Source organism: Nocardia sp. NPDC058640 (assembly GCF_042716995.1).
In the GTDB taxonomy this organism is placed as follows: domain Bacteria; phylum Actinomycetota; class Actinomycetes; order Mycobacteriales; family Mycobacteriaceae; genus Nocardia.
The window spans coordinates 33,925-54,826 of record NZ_JBHXRG010000031.1; the positions used below are offsets into that span (position 1 = coordinate 33,925).

Annotated in this window: 18 protein-coding genes; 5 read left to right on the forward strand and 13 right to left on the reverse strand. The window is 66.5% G+C overall.

The genetic code is table 11. From position 1 onward, the window contains the following. Window positions 1-35: 35 nt before the first annotated feature. Both ACFWU5_RS24495 and ACFWU5_RS24500 read left to right on the forward strand, forming a co-directional pair. Window positions 36-986, forward strand: a complete 951-nt coding sequence (locus ACFWU5_RS24495) for an asparaginase (protein ID WP_379241223.1) — start codon at window positions 36-38, stop codon at window positions 984-986. 175 nt (window positions 987-1,161) lie between these two features. After that, on the forward strand, window positions 1,162-1,383 hold the full coding sequence (locus tag ACFWU5_RS24500; RefSeq protein WP_379241222.1) for a DUF3073 domain-containing protein: 222 nt from the start codon (window positions 1,162-1,164) through the stop codon (window positions 1,381-1,383). Window positions 1,384-1,586: 203 nt separating this feature from the next. Here the strand turns inward: ACFWU5_RS24500 and purM are convergent, their stop codons facing one another. From purM to purF, 8 genes are all read right to left on the reverse strand, one after another. Beyond that, on the reverse strand, window positions 1,587-2,663 hold the full coding sequence (purM, locus tag ACFWU5_RS24505) for a phosphoribosylformylglycinamidine cyclo-ligase (RefSeq protein ID WP_379241221.1): 1,077 nt from the start codon (window positions 2,661-2,663) through the stop codon (window positions 1,587-1,589). Window positions 2,664-2,871: 208 nt separating this feature from the next. Beyond that, entirely contained in the window at window positions 2,872-3,126 is a 255-nt protein-coding gene (locus tag ACFWU5_RS24510; protein WP_379241214.1) for a Txe/YoeB family addiction module toxin, read from the reverse strand. Continuing rightward, entirely contained in the window at window positions 3,123-3,389 is a 267-nt protein-coding gene (locus tag ACFWU5_RS24515; protein ID WP_379241213.1) for a type II toxin-antitoxin system Phd/YefM family antitoxin, read from the reverse strand. The genes ACFWU5_RS24510 and ACFWU5_RS24515 overlap by 4 nt, the downstream gene beginning before the upstream one ends. Window positions 3,390-3,489: 100 nt before the next feature. Further along, the gene (locus tag ACFWU5_RS24520) at window positions 3,490-5,136 is read right to left on the reverse strand and encodes an ABC transporter ATP-binding protein (RefSeq protein ID WP_379269111.1); all 1,647 of its coding nucleotides are present in this window, start codon (window positions 5,134-5,136) and stop codon (window positions 3,490-3,492) included. Next, window positions 5,129-6,073 (reverse strand): ABC transporter permease, encoded by a 945-nt coding sequence (locus ACFWU5_RS24525; RefSeq protein ID WP_379241211.1) that lies wholly within the window; start codon window positions 6,071-6,073, stop codon window positions 5,129-5,131. The genes ACFWU5_RS24520 and ACFWU5_RS24525 overlap by 8 nt, the downstream gene beginning before the upstream one ends. Continuing rightward, window positions 6,074-7,114: an ABC transporter permease gene (locus ACFWU5_RS24530; RefSeq protein ID WP_379241550.1), complete on the reverse strand. Its 1,041-nt coding sequence runs from the start codon at window positions 7,112-7,114 to the stop codon at window positions 6,074-6,076. A 53-nt stretch (window positions 7,115-7,167) separates the two neighbouring features. Further along, window positions 7,168-8,763, reverse strand: a complete 1,596-nt coding sequence (locus tag ACFWU5_RS24535) for an ABC transporter substrate-binding protein (RefSeq protein ID WP_379269113.1) — start codon at window positions 8,761-8,763, stop codon at window positions 7,168-7,170. A gap of 249 nt (window positions 8,764-9,012) precedes the next feature. Continuing rightward, on the reverse strand, window positions 9,013-10,566 hold the full coding sequence (gene purF, locus ACFWU5_RS24540) for an amidophosphoribosyltransferase (RefSeq protein ID WP_379241209.1): 1,554 nt from the start codon (window positions 10,564-10,566) through the stop codon (window positions 9,013-9,015). Window positions 10,567-10,714: 148 nt separating this feature from the next. Between purF and ACFWU5_RS24545 the strand changes: the two genes are divergently transcribed. After that, entirely contained in the window at window positions 10,715-12,109 is a 1,395-nt protein-coding gene (locus tag ACFWU5_RS24545; protein WP_379269115.1) for a YhgE/Pip domain-containing protein, read from the forward strand. On the opposite strand, the gene ACFWU5_RS24550 is transcribed toward ACFWU5_RS24545, so the two are convergent. Genes ACFWU5_RS24550 through ACFWU5_RS24560 form a run of 3 tightly spaced genes read right to left on the reverse strand, consistent with a single transcriptional unit; the run spans window position 12,106 to window position 14,866 of the window. Then, the gene (locus ACFWU5_RS24550) at window positions 12,106-12,501 is read right to left on the reverse strand and encodes a sterol carrier family protein (RefSeq protein WP_379269116.1); all 396 of its coding nucleotides are present in this window, start codon (window positions 12,499-12,501) and stop codon (window positions 12,106-12,108) included. The two genes, ACFWU5_RS24545 and ACFWU5_RS24550, sit on opposite strands and share 4 nt — an antisense overlap. A 17-nt stretch (window positions 12,502-12,518) precedes the next feature. Continuing rightward, entirely contained in the window at window positions 12,519-13,142 is a 624-nt protein-coding gene (locus tag ACFWU5_RS24555; protein ID WP_379269118.1) for a CPBP family intramembrane glutamic endopeptidase, read from the reverse strand. After that, window positions 13,139-14,866, reverse strand: coding sequence for an alpha/beta hydrolase (locus ACFWU5_RS24560; RefSeq protein ID WP_379269119.1), 1,728 nt, complete (start codon window positions 14,864-14,866; stop codon window positions 13,139-13,141). The genes ACFWU5_RS24555 and ACFWU5_RS24560 overlap by 4 nt, the downstream gene beginning before the upstream one ends. Before the next feature lie 128 nt (window positions 14,867-14,994). On the opposite strand from ACFWU5_RS24560, the gene ACFWU5_RS24565 reads away from it, so the two are divergent. Further along, a complete protein-coding gene (locus tag ACFWU5_RS24565; RefSeq protein WP_379241204.1) occupies window positions 14,995-15,282 on the forward strand; it encodes a YiaA/YiaB family inner membrane protein in 288 nt (95 codons plus the stop codon). Between the two features lie 49 nt (window positions 15,283-15,331). Here the strand turns inward: ACFWU5_RS24565 and ACFWU5_RS24570 are convergent, their stop codons facing one another. Next, a complete protein-coding gene (locus ACFWU5_RS24570; protein WP_379269121.1) occupies window positions 15,332-17,116 on the reverse strand; it encodes an alpha/beta hydrolase in 1,785 nt (594 codons plus the stop codon). A gap of 23 nt (window positions 17,117-17,139) precedes the next feature. Continuing rightward, window positions 17,140-19,434, reverse strand: a complete 2,295-nt coding sequence (purL, locus tag ACFWU5_RS24575) for a phosphoribosylformylglycinamidine synthase subunit PurL (RefSeq protein WP_379269122.1) — start codon at window positions 19,432-19,434, stop codon at window positions 17,140-17,142. A gap of 107 nt (window positions 19,435-19,541) precedes the next feature. Between purL and ACFWU5_RS24580 the strand changes: the two genes are divergently transcribed. After that, a complete protein-coding gene (locus ACFWU5_RS24580; protein WP_379269123.1) occupies window positions 19,542-20,831 on the forward strand; it encodes a glycosyltransferase 87 family protein in 1,290 nt (429 codons plus the stop codon). The last annotated feature ends 71 nt before the right edge of the window (window positions 20,832-20,902 follow it).

Sequence of the window (20,902 nt, forward strand, 5' to 3'; positions counted from 1 at the left end):
GGCACGAATCGCCTGGAAGGCATGGAGGTCGCAGCGTGAGCGTCGAACTGGTCGAAGTTGTTCGGTCCGGTTTTCGGGAGTGTGTGCATCGCGGTTCCGTGGTCGTTCTCGACGCCCTCGGCACCCCTACCGTCGAGCTCGGTGAGGTGCACGGGCCGATCTTCCCGCGGTCGACGAACAAGCCGATGCAGGCACTGGCCTTGTTGCGCAACGGTTTCGATCCCGTCGATGACGACGAACTCGCCATCGCGACCGCGTCGCACTTCGGCGAGCCGGACCACATCGCGTTGGTTCGCCGGCTGCTGGAGCGCTACGGGTTCACCGACGACGATCTGGCCTGTCCGCCGGATCTGCCGTTCGAGGAGAACGCCCGTGCCGCGGCGATCAGCGGGGACGGCGCGAGTCGCGTGTACATGAACTGTTCGGGCAAGCACGCCGCGATGTTGGCGACCTGTGTGATCAACGACTGGCCGCGCACCGGGTATCTCGACCTCGACCACCCGTTGCAGCAGGCGGTGTTGGCCACGATCGCCGATTTCACCGACGAACCCGAGACCGATCTCGGCATCGACGGGTGTGGGCTGCCGATCGTGCCGGTGTCGCTGATCAACCTCGCGCGGGCCTTCGCCGGGTTCACCACGGCCGAGCCGGGGACCGCGCCGCGCCGGATCGCCGACGCGGTTCGAAGCAATCCGCGAGTGATTTCCGGCACGAGCGGACCGGATCTGCTGGCGATGTCGACGACCCCCGGATTGTTCTGCAAGATCGGCGCCGACGGCGTGCACGCGGGTGCGCTGCCCGACGGCAGAGCCTTCGCGTACAAGATTTCCGACGGTCACGATCGGGCCCGGATGCCGCTGACGCTGGCGATTCTGCGCGAACTGGGCGTGGAATGGTCCGACGAGCACACCGCGCTCGCGGCCACCGCGGTGTTGGGCGGCGATGCCAGAGTCGGGGTCATCCGCGCGATTCCGGGGGTCTTCTGAGACCGGCCGGTCTGGGCGAAGTCGGGGCAAACCGGGGCGCTTCGACAGGTCTTCACCCACTCCTGGGAGCGCGACGGTCTGACACACGCTAAAGTGTCTGTCAGGAAGAGTATTAATTCGAACGGGGCCGCCAACAAACCCCAGGCCGCCCCGCAGTGACGCGAGGGGGTCAGCCATGGGCCGTGGCCGGGCTAAGGCAAAGCAGACCAAAGTCGCACGTGAGCTCAAGTACAGCTCCGCGCCGACCGACTTCGCGAGCCTTCAGCGCGAGCTGTCGGATAGCGATGCTTCGCCCTACTCCGCACCAAGGAGTAGTGCAGTGCTATCCGAGGAGCCGGAGGAGTCGCCGTCCCGATGGGACGACGATGACGACGGCTACGACAGCTGGCGCCGCTGAAGTTGCAGCTATTGCGGTGAATACCTGAATACGCGACGAGCGTCCTGTGCACACACAGGACGCTCGTCGTGTTGGTCGCCTCGAAGCCCCGACCACTCCGAGCCGACCCATCTTGGGGTAGCCGTTGCGGGGTGGCTACAAACCCCGGAAACACGTGAGCCGGGCCGCAGACTGTCTGCGGCCCGGCTCAGTGCTGTGAAAGATCAGAACCTGGGGTGGTCGCCCAGCAGCACCGCACGCGGCGCTTCCACGTCGGCGGCCTTCTTGACCTGTCCCAGCGTCCAGCAGTCGATGTGGCGGGCGGTGAGCACCGCCAGCGCACGGTCGGCATCCTCGGGCGCCACGATCGCGACCATGCCGACGCCCATGTTGAACGTCTTCTCCATCTCGATGCGCTCGACACGTCCGCGCTGCGCGATCATCTTGAACACCGGTGCCGGGTTCCAGGTGCCGCGGTCCAGCTCGGCCACCAGGCCCGCGGGCAGCACGCGCGCGAGGTTGGCGGCCAGGCCACCACCGGTGACGTGCGAGAACGTGCGCACATCGGTTTCGGCGATCAGCGCGAGGCAGTCCTTGGCGTAGATGCGGGTCGGCTCGAGCAGTTCCTCGCCCAGCGTGCGGCCGAACTCCTCGACGTGCCCGGTCAGCGACATCCGGTCGATGTCCAGCAGCACCTTGCGGGCGAGGCTGTAACCGTTGGAGTGCAGACCCGACGAGCCCATCGCGATGACCACGTCACCGGGGCGAACCCGGTCGGGGCCCAGCACCGAGTCGGCTTCGACGACGCCGACACCGGTGGCGGACAGGTCGTAATCATCGGGATCCATCAGGCCCGGGTGCTCGGCGGTCTCGCCACCCAGCAGCGCGCAGCCGGCCTTGATGCAACCCTCGGCGATGCCGGAGACGATCTCGGCGACCTTCTCCGGGATGACCTTGCCGATGGCGATGTAGTCCTGCAGGAACAGCGGCTCGGCGCCACACACCACCAGGTCGTCCACGACCATGGCGACCAGGTCCAGGCCGACGGTGTCGTGCTTGTCCAGTGCCTGAGCGATGGCGATCTTGGTGCCCACACCGTCGGTGGAGGCGGCCAGCAACGGTTCCCGGTACCCGCCCTTGAGCGCGAACATCCCGGCGAACCCGCCGATGCCGCCCTGCACCTCGGGTCGGCTGGCCTTCCTGGCCAATGGTCCGAACAATTCGACGGCGCGGTCACCGGCTTCGATGCTCACGCCCGCCGCAGCGTAGGAAGCGCCTGCACCAGCGTTTTGTTCAGTCATTGTAGGGGAAAGCTCCAAACCGAATCGGCGGATAGATGCCCTATAACTCTAGGCCATCGACCCGGACGCCTTGCCTGCACGGCCCGCTCATCCGATTTCGACGTCGGGGAGGAGCCAGAACACCTCAGCTACCCAGACACCGGTCCCGACGGTGGATGACGGAGCTTGCCCGTCGCCGAAGGGTGCAGGCCCCGACCTCCGCAGACGATCAATAGTGGTAGCGGGCCTGGGCGACGAGGAGGTCGTTGCCCTGGATCGCGTAGACCAAACGATGCTCGTCATTGATGCGCCGAGACCAGTAGCCCGACTTGTCGCCCCTCAGCGGTTCGGGCTTGCCGATTCCAGCGAAGGGATCGCGTTCGATCTCATCGATCAGGCGCATGATCCGCAGGGCGAGTTTCCGATCAGTGTCGATCCAGTGCGTCAGATCCTCCAACGCGGCCTTCGCGAAAATGACCCTCACTCGAGTTCCTCCGCGACCTTCCGCACGTCGACCTCGACCACGTCACCGGTCTCCAACTGGGCGATGCCCATGGCCAACCGGGCGGCATTCGCAGGGGATCGCAGAAGGTAGAGCGTCTCCCGCAGCGAGTTGTACTCGTCCTCGGAAATCAGGACGGCGTTGCCTTTGCGGCTGGTGATGTGGACCGCGATCGCATCGTCGTTGACCTGCTCGATCAGTGGGAACAGGTTGCTTCGCGCTTCACTGGCGGACATGCTGGTCATCGAGATCGGTCCTCTCCCAAGAGTCCCCTCAATGGTACCGCATTGTGGTACGACTCCCCCGCCCGAAAGCTGGAACTTCGAGCGGGCAGGGGAGCCGGTCCTACTCGATGCCGACACCCCCGAGCCGGCGCCGTCGCTGTTCGACTGGGTCGGGGACCGGGACGGCGGCGACGAGGCGGCGGGTGTACTCGTGTTGGGGGTTGCGCAGGATCTGTTCGTTGGTGCCTTCTTCGACGCAGGTGCCGTCGCGCAGGACCATGATGCGGTCCGCGAGTTGGTCGACTACGGCGAGGTCGTGGCTGATGAACAGGCAGGCCCAGCCGCAGGAGCGCTGGAGTTCGGCGAACAGTTCCAGGACCGCTGCCTGCACCGAGACGTCGAGGGCGCTGGTCGGTTCGTCGGCTACGAGCAGGTCCGGGTCGAGCACGAGTGCCCTGGCCAGGCTGGCCCGCTGACGTTGTCCGCCCGACAGTTCGTGCGGGTAGCGATTCTCGGTGCCCGCGGGCAGTTGCACGTCGTCGAGCATGTGCCGCACGCGCGCGCGAATGCTCGCCTTGTCGCCGATGCCGTGCACGACCAGTGGTTCGGCCACGCACTCACCGACCGTCAGGCGCGGGTTCAGCGAGCCCGCGGGGTCCTGGAACACGAACCCGAACCGTCGCCGGATCGGCCGCAGCTTGCGCTGGGACAGATCCGCGATGTCCTGCCCGCGAATCAGCACGTGCCCTTCGGTGGGCCGTTGCAGCGCGGCCACACAGCGTCCGATGGTCGACTTGCCCGACCCCGACTCGCCGACCAGGCCGAGGGTCTCCCCCGGCCGGATCTGCAGGCTGACGCCGTCGACCGCACGGAACGCGGGCCGCCCGAACGGACCGGGGAACGTGACGACCAGATCCTTCACGTCGAGTACCGGCTCGACAGTCCGGTCGATCACGGGCCGCTCGATGGTCGCCGCGCCGAGGTGTGGAACCGCATCGAGCAGGGCTTTGGTGTAGTCGGCCTTGGGGTTGGCGAACAGCTCGTGCACCGGCGCCTGCTCGACCACCTCGCCCTCGCGCATCACCACGACACGATCGGCGAGATCGGCCACCACACCCATGTTGTGCGTGATCAACACGATCGCGCTGCCGAGCCGGTCCCGCAGATCCCGCAGCAACTCCAGGATCTCGGCCTGCACGGTCACGTCGAGCGCGGTGGTCGGCTCGTCGGCGATGATCACCTTCGGCTCGCACGAGATGGCGATCGCGATCATCACGCGCTGCTTCTGCCCACCCGACAGTTGGTGCGGGTAGTAGTCCACGCGATGCTCCGGATCGGGCAGCCCGACCGAGCGCAGCAGTTCGATTGCCTTGGCCTTGGCGGCTTTTCGGCTCATGTCGCTGTGCGCGCGCAGGGCTTCACAGATCTGGAACCCGACGGTGAACAACGGGTCCAGCGCCCGCGCGGGCTCCTGGAACACCATCGACACCGCCCCGCCGCGCAGGGCGGTGAGCTGCCGTTCGGTCATGGACGTGACCGGCCGGTCGCCGATGGTGACCAGCCCGCGCACCGACGCGGAATGCGGAAGCAGTCCGATCGCGGTGCGCGAGCTCACCGATTTGCCCGACCCTGACTCGCCGACGATGGCGAGCACCTCGCCGGGGAACACCTCGTAGGACACATTGCGCACCGCGTGCACGGGTCCGGCGTCGGTCGAGAAGGTCACCGACAAGCCCGAAACCGCCAGTGCGGCAGTGGTTTCACTCATCGACCGTCTCCTTCGAAGTGACCGCGCGGCGGGTGCGCAGCATCGGATTGAGCGTCTCGTCCAGGCTCTCGCCGACCAGCGTCATCCCGAGCACGACCAACACGATCGCGGTGCCGGGGAAGATCGAGGTCCACCACAGCCCGTTGGACACGTCGTTGAGCGCCTTGTTCAGGTCGTAACCCCACTCGGCGGCCTGGGTCGGCTCGATGCCGAACCCGAGGAAACCCAGCGCGGCCAGCGTGAGAATGGCGTCGGCGGCGTTGATGGTGACGATCACCGGCAGCGAACCGGTGACGTTGGACAGGATGTGCCGGAACATGATTCGCGTGGTCGACGCCCCGGTGACCCGCGCGGCGTCGACGTACGGTTCGGTCTTCACCGCGACCGTCGCGTTGCGCACCACCCGAAAGTATTGCGGCACATACACAACGGTGATCGCGATCGCCGCCGACAACATGCCGCCCAGACTGCTCGACGTGCCACCGGCCACCACGATCGACACCACGATGGCCAGCAGCAGCGACGGGAACGCGTAGATGGCGTCCATGATCAGCACCAGGATCTTGTCGACCCAGCGCCCCACATACCCCGACAGCAGACCCAACGGCACCCCGATCAGCAGCGACAACGTCACCGCGATCGCGATCACCAGCAGCGCGGTGCGCGCACCGAACAGCACTCGCGACAGCACGTCCTCGCTGCGCACCGAGGTACCGAACCAGTGGTCGGCCGAGGGCGGTTGCTGTGGCAGGAATGCCACACCGTCAGCGGAGTTCTGAGCCAAACCGTAGGGCGCCAGCAGCGGCGCGAAGGCCGCCACGAACACGAACACCCCGACCAGCACCAGCCCGGTGATCAACGTAGCCCGTTGCAGCCCACCGGTTTTCGACAGCAGTTCGGCGCCGGGCAGACGCCGGCGTTTCACAGCGGTGGTCATCTAGAACCTCACCCTCGGGTCGATCAGCGCGACAATGGCGTCCACGACGAAGCTCATCACCGCGACGATCAGCGCGATGAACGCCACGATGCCCTGCACCGCGATGAAGTCACGCGCCCGCAGATACTCGGCGAGCTGATAGCCCAAGCCCTTCCATTCGAACGTGGTCTCGGTGAGTACCGCACCGCCCAGCATCATCGCGATGCACATGCCCATGACCGTGATGATCGGGATCAGTGCGTTGCGCACCGCGTGCCGACCGGTGACCACGCGCGAGGACAACCCGCGCGCCCGTGCCGCTTCCACGAAATCGCTGCGCAGCGTTTGGATCAGGTTCACGCGAACCAGACGCAGGAAGATGCCCGCGGTCAACAGACCCAGTGCCACCGCGGGCAGTACCGCGTGCTCGAGCACGTCGAGCACGTACGACGGCTCGCCGTACAGGATCGAGTCGATGATCAGGATGTTGGTCTTGGGCGAAACATGTTGCAGCGCAAGCTCTACATCGGTGCTGGCACGCCCGCCGACCGGGAACCAACCCAGCCATACCGAGAACACCAGCTTGAGCAGCATGCCGACGAAGAACACCGGCGCCGCGTAGGCCAGCACCGCGGAGAACCGCAGGAACGCGTCCGCGGCCGTATCCCGGTGCGTCGCAGCGTATCTGCCCAAGGGAACACCCACCGCGAACGCCACGACCAGACCCCAGAACACGAGCTCGAACGTCGCGGCACCGTAGGTGATCACCACATCGGAGATCGCCTCGTTGTCCTGTGTTCGTCCGAAATCACCGCGCAGGAATCCGGTCAGGTACTCCCAATATTGGGTCAGGATAGGCCGATTCAGCCCGGCCGCTTCCTTGCGTTCGAAGATCTGCTCCTGGGTCAACCGGCCACCCATGGCCGCGCTGATCGGGTCACCGATCACCCGCATCAGGAAGAACACCACCGTCACCAGCAACCACGCGGTCGGCAGAATCAGCAACAGCCGAATCAGCAGGTACCGCAGCAAAGCCACCTGGCGGGAACCCCCGCCGCGCATCCACCCGAAACGCTGCGCCCGAGTCGGTGACTCGGGCGCAGCAGCAACGTCACTCACTTGCTCAGGACCGTGAACCGGAACTTGAAGGAGCCGTCGAGGGTCTGATCGACACCGGACACGCCCGGCTTCGACACCGCGACCTGCTTACCCGACAGCAGCGGCAGGGTCGGCAGGAAGTTCTGCGCCAGATCGGTCTGGATCTTCTTCAGCAGCTCCGCGCGCTTGGTCGGATCGGACTCGGTGGTCTCGGCGGTCAACTGGGCGTTGATGCCGGGGTTCTCGAAGTGCGACTGCAGGAAGTTGTTCGGGCCGAAGAACGGCGTCAGGTAGTTGTCGGCGTCCGGGAAGTCCGGGAACCAGCCGAACTGGTACATCGGGTAACTGTCGGAGGCGCGCTCCTTCTGGTAGGTCACCCACTCGGTGGACTGCAGGTTCACCTTGAACAGGCCCGAGGCCTCGAGCTGCGACTTGACCGCGGCGTACTCCTCCGAGGAGCTGGAGCCGTAGTGGTCGGGGTTGTACTGCAGGTTCAGCGTCACCGGGGCGGCGACGCCCGCGTCGGCCAGGAACTTCGCGGCCGCGGCCTTGTCGGGCTTGGCGCCGTAGAGGTCCTTGAGCGGCTCGGCCGCACCGGCCATGCCCTGCGGCACGTACCCGTAGGCGGGCTGGTAGGTGCCCTTGTAGACACCGGCGGCCAGCGCCTCACGGTCGATCGACGACGCGAAGGCCTTGCGCACGGCCAGCTTCTGCTCGGGGGTGTTGCCCGGCATGGTGTTCATGTTGAACACCACGTAGCGCAGCTCGCCGCCGGGGCCGTCGGTGACCTTCACCTTCGAGTCCGCGCGCAGCGAGTCGATGTCGGTGGGGGTGAACGAGCGGTAGCCGACGTCGATGGCGCCGTTCTGCAGGTCCAGCTTCAGGTTGTCGGAGGTGGCGTAGTACTTGGTCGACACCGTGGTGTTCTTCGGCGTGCCGAGAATGCCCTGGTAGTCGGGGTTGGCCTTGTACTCGACCAGCTTGTTCTTGTCGTAGCTCGAGATCGTGTACGGGCCCGCGTAACCCTTGGCCTTCACGACCTCTTCGTCGGTGGCGACCTTGTCGGCGGGCAGCGACTTCTCGTCCACGATCGGCCCGGCCTGCGTGGGCAGGATGGTCGGGAAGGTCTGATCGTTGGCAACCTTGAGCGTGAACGCGACGGTGAGATCGTCGATCTTGTCGGTCTTCTCGAGGTTGCCCAGCAGCGAAGCCGGACCGTGCGCGTCGTTGATCTTCAGCATCCGGTCGAACGAGAACTTCACGCTGGTGGCGGTGAGCGGGTTGCCGTTGGCGAACTTCAGGCCCGGCTTGATCTTGCAGGTGTAGACCGTGGGGCTGGTGAACTCGCACTTCTCCGCCGCGTCGGGCTTGGGCGTGGTGTCGCCGGGCGCGAAATTGAGCAGGTACGAGTAGATCTGGTTTTCCACCAGCAGCGACCCGTTGTCGTAGGCCGCGGCCGGGTCGAGCGAGAAGATCTTGTCGGTGGTGCCCACGACCAGGCCCGCACCGGAGCCCGCTTCATCGGTGCGGCCGGAGCCACAGCCGGCCAGCGCGGCCACGACGAGCGCGGCGGCACCCACCGCACCCACTTGTTTCGCACGATTATTCAACATCAGGTCCCATTCTCGAACGCTGCGCTGCCGCCGAACCCGGGTTTCGAGAGCGGCGGCAGCGCGTTTGAGCTAGCGATATAACGGGGGACCGTACATTGCGACGATTACCGGCCAGTTTCAAATGCGCCGAAATATTGCCGCTATGTTATGAACTAATCTTACGTAATTCGAGGGCACCGGAATTTTGTCCGTACAGCACACAAAAGGGGCCGACCAGGTTTATCCTGGCCGACCCCTCATGTGTGAAAACTATGGACGACTCAGCGCGTCGACGTTCACGTTCTCGCCCAGCAGCGTCGCCTCCGGCTTGCCCGACAGCATCCCCTCGAGCACGTTCTTGCCGATCGCGGCCTCGGTGGGCAGCTCGATCGGGTACTCGCCGGTGAAGCAGGCGGTGCACAGTCGCGACGCAGGCTGTTCGGTGGCGGCGATCATGCCCTCGGTGGACACGTAACCGAGGGTGTCGGCGCCGATCGAACGGCGCACGGTCTCGATCATGTCGGCGTAACTGTCGTCGGCGCCGGTGCCGTTGGCGATCAGCTCCGCGCGCGAGGCGAAGTCGATGCCGTAGAAGCAGGGCCACTTCACCGGCGGCGACGCGATCCGCACGTGGATCTCGAGCGCACCGGCCTCGCGCAGCATGCGGATGAGCGCGCGCTGGGTGTTGCCGCGCACGATCGAGTCGTCGACCACGATCAGCCGCTTGCCGCGGATGACTTCTTTCAACGGGTTGAGCTTGAGCCGGATACCCAGCTGACGGATCGTCTGACTGGGCTGGATGAAGGTGCGGCCCACATAGGCGTTCTTCATCAGACCCTGGCCGTACGGAATGCCCGAACCCTGCGCGTAACCGACCGCGGCGGGCGTACCCGACTCGGGCACCGGGATCACCAGGTCGGCGTCGACCGGGTGCTCCTTGGCCAGCTTGCGGCCGATCTCCACGCGAGTGGAGTGCACCGAACGCCCGGCGATCGTGGTGTCGGGACGCGCCAGGTACACGTACTCGAACACGCAACCCTTGGGCTCGGGATTGGCGAAGCGCATCGAGCGCACGCCGTCGGAGTCGATGGCCAGCAGTTCGCCCGGCTCGATCTCGCGCACGAACGCGGCACCGACGATGTCCAGCGCGGCGGTTTCCGAAGCCACGACCCAGCCACGATCCAGCCTGCCCAGTACCAGCGGGCGCACACCGTGCGGGTCACGCGCGGCGTACAGGGTGTGCTCGTCCATGAAGGTGAGGCAGAACGCGCCACGCAACTGCGGCAGCAGTTCCATCGCGGCGGCTTCGATGCTGGAGTCCGCCGAGGCGTGCGCCAGCAGCGCGGTGACGATGTCGGAGTCGGAGGTGGCACCGGTCATCTGCGGGCGGCCGTCGACCACCCCGGCGCCGATCAGGCCCAGTTCGCGTGCGCGACCGGCCAATTCGGCGGTGTTGACCAGGTTGCCGTTGTGGCCCAGTGCCAGGCCGGAACCCACGGAGGTGGTGCGGAAGATCGGCTGCGCGTTCTCCCAGGTGACCCCACCGGTGGTGGAGTAGCGGCAGTGTCCCACGGCGATGTGGCCCGGCATGGCGGCCAGGGTCTGCTCGTCGAAGACCTGCGAAACCAGGCCGAGATCCTTGAAGACCAGGATTTGGGAGCCATCGGAAACGGCGATGCCCGCCGCTTCCTGCCCGCGATGCTGCAGGGCGTACAGGCCGTAGTAGGTGAGCTTGGCCACGTCCTCATCGGGAGCCCAGACGCCGAAAACGCCACACTCCTCGCGAGGCTCGTGTTCGAGTTCGTCGGGCGCTTGGTTGGCCACTGTTTTTCGCTCCCTGTTCGGGCGGGCTGGGGGCAATGATCAGTCTACGGGTCACCTCCGACAGGTAGTACCTCCGCTGGGCATCCCGGCGGGTGACACCTGCTTTTTGGTCGCCGAAATGTTGCCCGGCACTGCTACCGTCCCGGGTGTGACCACGGACGACAGTGCGAACGATCAGCCCGGTTCGGCACCCGATCCCGCCGGTGCGAAAGCGGTGAAACCGCCCCGGCGGCGCGGCAGCAAAGCGCGCCCGGCAACCCGGAACCTGCAGCGTGGCGACCTGATTCGGATGGTGCTGAAGCCCACGATCGTGCTCGCGATCCTCACCGCGCTGCTGGGTGTGATGTACCTGGACTACGTGGCCGACCCCGAGGGCAACCTGCACGACTTCCCGATCGCGCTGGTCAACCTCGACGTGGGCGATGTCACCGGCACGGGCGAGAAGGTCGACTTCGGTAAGCAGGTCACCGAGGGCCTGGTGAACAACGTGCCCGCGGACAAGGTCGACCTGCGGGTCGTGGGCATCACCGAGTCCGAGCTGTTGATGCGCAACGGCGATGTGTACGGCGCGATCATCATCCCCGGCGACTTCAGCAAACGGCTGAGCATCCTGGGCGCGGGTTCGATCGTGCCGGGCGAAATGGAACGTCCGGTGATCACCTTGCAGACCAACCCGCGGCTGGGCGCTTTCGGCACCCAGATCACCAAGCAGGTCGGCCAGCAGGCACTGGCCGAGGTCGACAAGCAGGTCGGCGGCCAGCTGACCGACCAGGTGAAGAAAGCCCTGGCCGGCACTCCGGAAGGCGCCCCCGCACCGCAGGTCTCCGGCGCGGCCATGCTGACCTTGCAGGACCCGATCAATATCATCGAACAGGAATTCCGCCCACTACCCGCAGGCAGCGGCGAAGGGCTCACAGCCTTCTTCTACGCGCTGTTGCTGCTGCTGGCGGGCATGATCGGCGCGATGGTCGTGCACACCATGACCGACGCGGGCCTGGGTTTCGTGCCCAACGAGTACGGCCCCTTCTACATCCACCATGAGCCCGTGAAGATCTCGCGCCTGGGCACCCTGGTGGTCAAATGGGGAATCATGACCGTGGTTTCGCTGGTGGTGTCGCTGGTTTACGTCGTGACGGCCGAGATCCTGGGCATGGCCATCAGCAACCATTTCGGCCTCTACCTGTTCTCGGTGCTGTGCATGCTCGCCTGCGGCTGGACCGGCCTGACCATGCTCGCCGTGTTCGGCACCCCCGGCCTGCTGATCAACATGATCCTGTTCGTCATCCTGGGCCTACCGTCCTCCGGCGGCACCGTCCCCATCGAAGCCGCCCCCAAATACCTGGCCTGGCTGGCCGAATTCGAACCCATGCACCAGGTCTACCTGGGCGTCCGCTCGATCCTCTACTTCGACTCCAACTACGACGCAGGCCTGGGCCGAGGCACCTTCATGGCCTTCCTCGGCATAGCCATCGCGGTCGTCCTGGGCGTAGCCGTCACCACCTTCTACGACAAAAAGGGCCTCCACCGCGAAAACCTGCTCTAACTGTTCGCCGCCAACGGCACAATCGGCAGCCACTGCGCGATCTCCCCCGCCCTGGTCCCCGACGCACTGACCGCACCCGCCCTAACCGCGTCCTCGAACTCGAGCAGCCCGGTGGCCAGCAACAACCAGGTCCGCGCGTCGGTCTCGACCACGTTCGGTGGATTCCCCCGGGTATGCCGAGGCCCCTCGATGCACTGCACCGCCGCGAACGGCGGCACCCGAACCTCCACCGAATGCCCCGGCGCACCAGCCGCCAACGCCCGCACCGTCCCCTTCACCGCCGCGCCGATCTCCGCCCGCCCCGGCTTCTCCACCCCCGAGTCCCGCAACCACTCCCCCACCCCCAACACAGCCGCCCGCACTTGCGCGGGATCCACCTTCTGTTGCGCCATTCCCCCAAGTTACCGAGCTACTTCCTGAACTGCTCGATCCGTCGGGCGGCGAGGGGGGTCAGGGCTGCGCCGGTGTTGAGGGCCAGGTGGAGGAGGGCGGGGGCGGTGGCGCTGTTCGAGCGGCGGCGGAGTTCGGTGAAGAGCAGGCCGGCGAGGGTGGTGGCCAGGATGGTTGCCGGTATCGAATCGTTTGCGGTTCTTGCGGGGTGGATGTGCCAGAGGCCGAAGTCGAGGGGGCTCAGGGCGGGGGTGCCCAGCGATCGGGTGAGGAGGGGGTCGAGGGTTCCTCGGAAGATTGCTTCTTCGGCTAGGACGGTGCCTAGGGGGATGTGTACGGCTGTCCACTCGAGGGTGGAGGTTTCTGGGGTGCGGGCCTCGATTTCGAGGGGGATTCGGCGCAGTGATGGGATCGATAGGGCGATGGCGTAGCCGGTGAGGACTATGGCTGCGCCGGCTGCGCCCCAGCGGAATCCACTGGCGGACAACCAGTTCGGCGTTCCTTGGAAGGCTTTCGTGTAGCCGGTTGCGAAGGCGATGTTCGCTGCGGTGCGGCCGCGCAGTGGAAGGTCGAGGGCGGGCAGTACGCGGTTGTTCCAGAGCAGCGGAAGTGTCAGTGCGGCAATTGTTTTGAATCGGCTCACTTCACCTCCCGCTCATAGTCCTCCGCGAATTCCAGTGCGGCCCGGATCTTTTCGACAACCTCACCACTCACCTCGGGCGCCCCGACCGCCAACCACCCGTCCAGCACCAACGACCCGTATCGATGCCCATGCCCGTCGACCACCCCTTGCGCATTGGTCAGATCGGCCGTGACCTGCCAGAACGTCACGAACGGCGCCCACCGCATCTGCGTGGAAACGTCGGACCCGCGCGGCTCACTCAACCAATCCGGGCGCGTGAAGATCAGGTCCGCCGACCACCACACGATGGGGTCGGACGGGTGTTGCAGGTACGCGATGCGCGGCTCACGCCAGGGCTCGAAGCCCTCGAAATCCGTTGCCTCGTCGGCGAATCGGACCACGAGTCCGTCCGCGTACACCGGCTCCACCTCGGGCGAGCCGGGATCGCGCCGTTCCACGAACTGCCGCCACAACCGGTTCGAATTGGGCGGCCCCACCCACAGCGCCCCATCGACCTTCTCCCGCAGCTCCGCCAACCCGTCGAAGGCCTCCTCCGACCCTTGCGACCCGAGACTCTCCCCGTAGACGAACAGCTTCGGCCGCTGCCCCTCCGGCTGGGCCGACCACCGCGTGTACACCGCGTCGAACAACTCCCGGCTGGCCGCGGCCGCCTTCTCCCGGTCGGACATGAACGACAGCACGCTGGGCAGATACGAGAACTGGGTGGCCACGATGGCGGTGTCACCGCCGTACAGATACTCGACAGCCCCGGCTGCCATCCCGTTGACCCACCCGGTTCCAGTAGTGGTGACAACGACCATCGCCGCACGTTCGAAGGCTTTGGTCCGCTCCAACTCGGCCACCGCCAGCTGCGCCGCAGTCTGTTCGCCCTTGACCGATTCCAACCCCACATACGCCCGAATCGGTTCGCGCGCAGGCTTTCCCGTCACCCCGGCGATCCCCGAGGCACTGGGACCGTTGGCGACGAACCACCGCCCTTCGAACCCCAACGTCTCCCACGGCGCGAACGACCCCGCACTCCCCGACCGCTCGGGCGCCACCGGCTGCACCGCGAACGACGTCGTCCGGTCGTTGCGCACACTGAACGCCGAGTTCGCCACCGCGAAGAACGCCCGCGACGCCACCCCGTTGAAAATCGTCACCGACAGCACGACCAGCACCAGCAACCCGGCCGCCGGCGCCACCTCACGCGGCACCCGCACCCACCGATTGAGCTGCCGAGCCAACACCAAAACGATGACCCGCACGGTCCGATACGCGGCCACCACCGCCACCCCGACAGCCACGCTGAGCAGCCCGGTTCGCAGATACGCGGGCGTGGTCGTGCCCGCCATCCCCATCAGCGAGGTGATCTCGCGCTGCCACCGCGCCGACTGCACCAACATCCCCGCCGCGAACACCGCACACCCCACCAGCACGGTCGCCTTGATCGCGTACCGCAGCCGATCGGAAGGGCTGGGAATCGGCAGCCGCGCACGCACCCACCGCCGGAACACCCACTCCAGCACACACCCGAGGCCGTACCCGATCGCCGCGTTGATCCCGCTGATCAGCCCCTGGAAAAGCCAGTCGCGCGGCACCAGCGACGGCGTCACCGACAGCCCGAAGAACAGGGTCGCCAGCACCAGTCCCGGATAGTTCAGATCGACGACGTCCTCCACGCGGCGCGCGATCACGCCGCCGCGCGCACGCAGCGTCGCCACCGTCGATGCGCGTTCGGTCACCGCCTCAGTATGGCGGCCGGGTCTGACAAACACCGGATTTGCGCATGCCGATCGGACCACAAACTACGTACCGCACTCGAGTAGTTGTACGCGCGATCGCGAAGCCGCAGATCAGCACACTGATACCCATGAGCACAAACCACAAGCCGAAGAACACCTCGGCCTACATGGCCCAGGCCGCGATCGCGTTCGGCGTCAGCCTGTTCGGGACCGGTGCCGGTATCGCCTACCTGCCGTTGGACGGCTGGCAGCGCGCGTTCCTGGCGATGTCGGGACTGTTCCTGGTGACCAGCTGCTTCACCCTGGCCAAGGTCGTGCGCGACCAGCAGGAGACCCAGTCGCTGCTGAGCCGGGTCGACGAGGCGCGGCTGGAACAGCTGATCGCCGAACACAATCCGTTCAAATCGGTGTCGTAACCGACATCGGGGCAGCGCTGATCGAGGGGTTCGGCGCTGCCCCGGTTCGTCACTTCAACCGGTGTTCGCGCGCCATCGACGCGTCGAGGTACGCCCGAATCCGCTGCGCCAATTCCGGTGTGTAGTCAGGTGGTTCGGCCACCGCGGCCCACGCGTCGGGCACCAGGTTCCCGTAGTTGTGACCGTGCCCGTCCGAAACCGACTGTGCGCGAGGCAGATCCGCCGCCACCTGCCAGAACGTGACGATCGGATACCACGACATCGCCGGCGACACATCCGGTCCGCGCTTCTCGCGCAACCAATCCGGCCTGCCGAACAGCAGATCCGGCGACCACCACACCACCGGATCCGACGCGTGCTGCAGATAGACGATGCGCGGGTCGTTCCACACCGGGGTCGGCTTCGCGAGCTGGTCGGCGCTGGCGGCGAAACGCACCGACATGCCGTCGGCGTAGATCGGGGTGATCTCCTCGGTGCCGGGGTCGCGCCTGCTCACGAACTCCGACCACAGCCGATTCGAATTCGGCGGCCCCACCCAGAGCACGCCGTCGGTGCGATTGCGAATATCGGCAAGGCCCGAGAACGCACCCTCTGAACCCTGCGAACCCAGACTTTCGCCGTAGACCAGCAGCTTGGGGCGAGCGTCCTCGGGCAGCGCCGACCAGCGGTCGTACACCTTGTCGAACAGCATCCGCCCCATGGTCATCGACTTGTCGCGGTCCGACAGGAACGACAGTGCGCTGGGCAGATACGAGTACTGCGTGGCCACCAGCGCGGTGTCCCCACCGAACATCAACTCGACCGATTCGGCACTGGTCGTGTCGACCCAGCCCGTGCCCGTGGTGCCGATCACCACGAGGACTTCGCGTTCGAAAGCCTTGGTGCGCTCCAGTTCCGCGATCGCCACGTCGGTCTGCGCCTCGAACCCGTCACCCGATTCCAACCCGGCGTAGACCCGAATCGGTTCGCGCGCAGGCTTTCCCGTCACCTGGCTGATGGCCAGCGCAGTCGGTGCGTTCGACACGAACCACCGGCCTTCCGAACCCAGGGTGTCCCATTTCGCCAAAGACTCAGGGCTACCGGAACGTTCGGGCAGTACCGGCTGCACCGCATTGGGCGACGTGTGGCTGTTACGCGCGCTGAACGCTGAATTGGCTACGGCGAAAAAGCCTTTCGCCAACACACCGTTGAACAGCATCGCCGCGACCACTACCACGATGAGCAACCCGAGCGGCCGTGCGATCGCCGTCGGAATCCGCACCCACTGGTTCAACCCCCGCGTCACCGCGCGCACCAACCGGACCACCAGGCGCGAGATCCAGATCAGAATCCCGACCACCACCGCGCCCAGCAGCACCGTGCGCGGATAGCCCGCGTCCGAGACCGGCGCCATCCCCATCAGGTCGGTGATCTGCCGCTGCCACTTCGACGACTGGATGCTCATCAGCACCGCGAAGATCAGGCACGCCACCACGATCGCGCCCTTCACCGCCACCAGCGCCCAGCTCGGCCGCTTCGCCCATGCCGCGGTCACCTGCTCGGGCCACTTGATGCGGGGAACCGCCCATTTGCGCCAGGCCCAGGCCAGCGCGCAGCCGATGCCGTAGCCGATGGTCGCGTTGATCCCGCTGATCAGTCCCTGGAAGAACCAGTCACGCGGCAGCAGCGACGGTGTCAGCGACAGCCCGAAGAACATCGCGGAAACGATGAGGCCCACGTAATTGGGATGAAAAAACCTCTCCACCAGGTGAATTCCCCGGACGAAGAGGTTCTCGCGCACAGGCTCGTCGTGCGCTTCGGGCCGAGAAGTCGAGCTCGTATCCTCAGTGGTCAAGCTCGACTCCTCGTCCGATCACATCACGCGGTATGCGCTCCGAACAGCTTAGGCAGCGTGCCCTCGAACGCCTCACGCAATTCCGCGAGTGTCACCGAGAACTGCCCCTGCACCTCGACCGAATCCGAACCCTGATCCACCACGCCGATGCGCACCCACGGCAGCTGCCGCGCGTCACACATCTTGGTGAAGCGGGTCTCCTCCGAACGCGGCACCGCGACGAGCACGCGCCCGGCCGACTCGGAGAACAGCTGCACGAACGGGTCGGAATCTTCGGGAAGCACGATGCGGCAACCGGTTTCGCCTGCCAGCGCGGCTTCGACGACGGTCTGCGCCAGACCACCCTCGGACAGGTCGTGCGCGGCGGAGATCATGCCGTCCCGCGAACCCGAGGTGAGCACGTCCGACAGCAGCTGCTCGCGGGCGAAGTCGACCTTGGGCGGCACGCCACCGAGGTGATCGTGCACGACCTGCGACCAGATCGAACCGTCCAGCTCGTCGTGGGTGTCGCCGAGCAGGATCAGCGACTCGCCCGGCTCGAGGCCCAGGCCCGTGGGGATGCGGCGGTGCACATCGTCGATCACACCGAGCACGGCGACCACCGGCGTCGGCAGGATCGCGTCCTTGCCGGTCTGGTTGTAGAAGCTCACATTGCCGCCGGTGACCGGAATGCCAAGCGTCGCACAGCCATCCGCGAGACCGCGCACGGCCTGCTGGAACTGCCACATCACGCCCGGGTCCTCCGGCGAACCGAAGTTGAGGCAGTTGGACACGGCCTTGGGAGTGGCGCCGGTGGTGGCGACATTGCGGAAGGCCTCGGCCAGCGCCAGCTGCGCGCCGGTGTACGGGTCGAGCTTGGTGTAGCGGCCCGAAGCGTCGGTGGCCAGGGCGATGCCGCGGCCCGTGGCCTCGTCGACCCGGACAACGCCTGCGTCGGCGTGCTCGGCCAGCACGGTGTTGCCGCGCACGTAGCGGTCGTACTGCTCGGTGATCCAGCGGCGGCTGCACAGCTGCGGGCTGGCGATCATCGTGAGCAGGGTTTCGCGCAGCTCGTCGCCGGTCTGCGGGCGGGCGAGCGCGGCGGTGGTGTCGGCGATCAGCGCGTCCTGGGTGTCGGGACGCTGCACGGGCCGCTCGTAGACCGGGCCCTCGTGCGCGACGGTGCGCGGGGGCACGTCCACCACGGTCTCGCCGTGCCAGGTGATCACGAGGTGGTCGCCGTCGGTGACCTCACCGATGTCGGTGGCCAGCACGTCGTGCTTGCGGCACACGGCCATGAACGCTTCCACGTTCTCGGGCGTGACCACCGCGCACATGCGCTCCTGCGATTCGCTGGACAGGATCTCCGCGGGGGTCATGTGGGCGGCGCGCAGCGGGACCTTGGTCAGGTCGATGTGCATACCGCCGTCACCGGCAGCCGCGAGTTCGGAAGTGGCGCAGGACAATCCGGCACCGCCGAGGTCCTGGATGCCCACGACCAGCCCGGCCGCGTACAGGTCCAGACAGCACTCGATGAGCACCTTCTCGGTGAACGGATCGCCCACCTGCACCGCGGGCAGCTTCTTGCGGCCCGAGCCCGACTCGTCGCCGGAGAAGGAATCCGAGGCCAGCACGGACACGCCGCCGATGCCGTCCAGGCCGGTGCGCGCACCGAACAGGATGATCCGGTTGCCCTCACCCGACGCGAACGCCAGGTGCAGGTCTTCCACCCGCATCGCGCCCGCGCACAGCGCGTTCACCAGCGGGTTGCCCTGGTAGGAGGCGTCGAACACGGTCTCGCCGCCGACATTGGGCAGGCCCAGCGAGTTGCCGTAACCGCCCACGCCACGCACCACACCGTCGACAACGCGACGAGTATCAGGAGCATCAGCCGCACCGAAACGCAGCTGGTCCATCACCGCGATCGGGCGCGCGCCCATGGCCATGATGTCGCGCACGATCCCGCCGACGCCGGTGGCCGCACCCTGGTAGGGCTCCACATACGACGGGTGGTTGTGCGATTCGACCTTGAAGGTGACGGCCCAGCCGTCGCCGATGTCGACCACGCCGGCGTTCTCGCCGATCCCGGCCAGCATGGAGGCCTTCATCTCGTCGGTGGTGGTTTCACCGAAGTAGCGAAGGTGCACCTTGGAGGACTTGTACGAGCAGTGCTCGCTCCACATCACCGAGTACATCGCCAGCTCGGCATCGGTGGGCCGACGGCCGAGAATCTCCTTGATGCGGGCGTACTCGTCGTCTTTGAGACCGAGTTCCTTGTACGGCTGCGGAGCATCCGGGGTGGCTGCGGCGGTGGCGACGGTGTCGACCTGCAAAGTCACGGGAGACCAGGGTCCTTTCGGCCGGGGGGATCGTCTGCTCGAGAGTCTATATAGCGGCCCGATCACACTTGCGCTTCGGCTGGGTCTGCACCCGCTAGTCTGGCGCCGTGAACGAATGTCAGGGGGTTGCCGGGCAGGTCGAGTCACCTGTTCCGGCAGATAACGGGGGGTCTAGTTCGGTACCGGATCACCCCCCGCCGCTCGACCGTCAGCGGCGCTGGTTGGCCGCGGCGATCGGCCTGTTCGCGGTGTCGGCGGCGATCGCGCTGATGGCGAACTGGTGGGACGGGTACATCGATCTGCAGGTCTACCGCACCGGGGCGCGGGTGTGGCTGGACGGCGGCGACCTGTACGGGCCGATGCCGCCGGTCCAGGGGATGGGCCTGCCGTTCACCTACCCGCCGCTGGCCGCGATGTTCTTCGTGCCGCTGGCCTTGATGCCACTGGGGTTGGCCGAGGTCGTGGTGCTGGTGACCTCGCTGCTGAGCTTGGGCATCGCGCTGTGGTTGGTGCTGGTGCGGGTGCGCCCGGAGCTCGACCGGATCGCGGTACTGACCGTGGTGATCGCCGGGCTGGGCCTGGCACAGTTCCTCGAACCCGTTCGGCAGTCGGTCAACTTCGGCCAGGTCAATCTGATCCTGTTGGCGGCGGTGCTGGTCGACGTGCTGATGCGCAAGCCGGTGCTGCCGCGCGGGATGCTGATCGGCATCACGGTGTCGATCAAGCTGATCCCGGCCGGTTATCTGCTGTATTTCCTGCTGCGCAAGGACTGGAAGGCCGCGGCCACGATGGTCGCCTCGGCGGCGGGCGCGGTGGGCGTCGGCTTCCTGCTGTTTCCGAAGGATTCGGTCGAATACTGGTTCCACACGGTCGCCGACACCGGCCGCATCGGCACCCCGTTCTTCGCGGGCAACCAGTCGATCAAAGGCACGCTGTTCCGCCTCGGCCTGGACGAATCGCTGGCCACCGGCCTGTGGCTCGGTCTGTCCGCGCTGACCATCGCGCTGGCCGCGATCTGGATGTACCGCCTGATCGGCGCCGGTCACGACGTGGCCGCCATCTTGGTGAATGCCGCTGCGCTGCTGCTGGTTTCGCCGGTGTCGTGGTCGCATCACTGGGTGTGGGTGGCGCCCGCGCTGGTCGTGGCGGTGAGCCTGGCCGACCGCCGCCGCTCCCCCGCCTTCACCACGGTGGTCGCGCTGTTCACGGTGATGTTCATCATCGGCCCGCAATGGCTGCTGCCGCATTCCAAGGACCAGGAACTGGCCTGGGCGTGGTGGCAGCAGATCATCGGCAGCAGTTACGTGTGGACCACGTTCGCGGTGATCGTCTTCGCGGTGATCACCTACCGACCCAGCCGAAATCCGGCCGTAGCAACAGCGCTCACGCAGCCGTAGCTGATGGTCACCTGATCACCAGGCTCTCAGGGATTTTCGCACTCGGGCGATGTTTGCGTGAGAGCCTGGTG

What these genes read in the sequence shown, in the direction of transcription:
- ACFWU5_RS24515 (WP_379241213.1), bottom strand. Translation starts at nt 3,389, where the DNA reads ATGACCAGCATGTCCGCCAGTGAAGCGCGAAGCAACCTGTTCCCACTG.
- ACFWU5_RS24525 (WP_379241211.1), bottom strand. Translation starts at nt 6,073, where the DNA reads ATGACCACCGCTGTGAAACGCCGGCGTCTGCCCGGCGCCGAACTGCTG.
- ACFWU5_RS24520 (WP_379269111.1), bottom strand. Translation starts at nt 5,136, where the DNA reads ATGAGTGAAACCACTGCCGCACTGGCGGTTTCGGGCTTGTCGGTGACC.
- ACFWU5_RS24530 (WP_379241550.1), bottom strand. Translation starts at nt 7,114, where the DNA reads ATGCGCGGCGGGGGTTCCCGCCAGGTGGCTTTGCTGCGGTACCTGCTG.
- ACFWU5_RS24550 (WP_379269116.1), bottom strand. Translation starts at nt 12,501, where the DNA reads ATGGCGCAACAGAAGGTGGATCCCGCGCAAGTGCGGGCGGCTGTGTTG.
- purM (WP_379241221.1), bottom strand. Translation starts at nt 2,663, where the DNA reads ATGACTGAACAAAACGCTGGTGCAGGCGCTTCCTACGCTGCGGCGGGC.
- ACFWU5_RS24565 (WP_379241204.1), top strand. Translation starts at nt 14,995, where the DNA reads ATGAGCACAAACCACAAGCCGAAGAACACCTCGGCCTACATGGCCCAG.
- ACFWU5_RS24535 (WP_379269113.1), bottom strand. Translation starts at nt 8,763, where the DNA reads ATGTTGAATAATCGTGCGAAACAAGTGGGTGCGGTGGGTGCCGCCGCG.
- ACFWU5_RS24500 (WP_379241222.1), top strand. Translation starts at nt 1,162, where the DNA reads ATGGGCCGTGGCCGGGCTAAGGCAAAGCAGACCAAAGTCGCACGTGAG.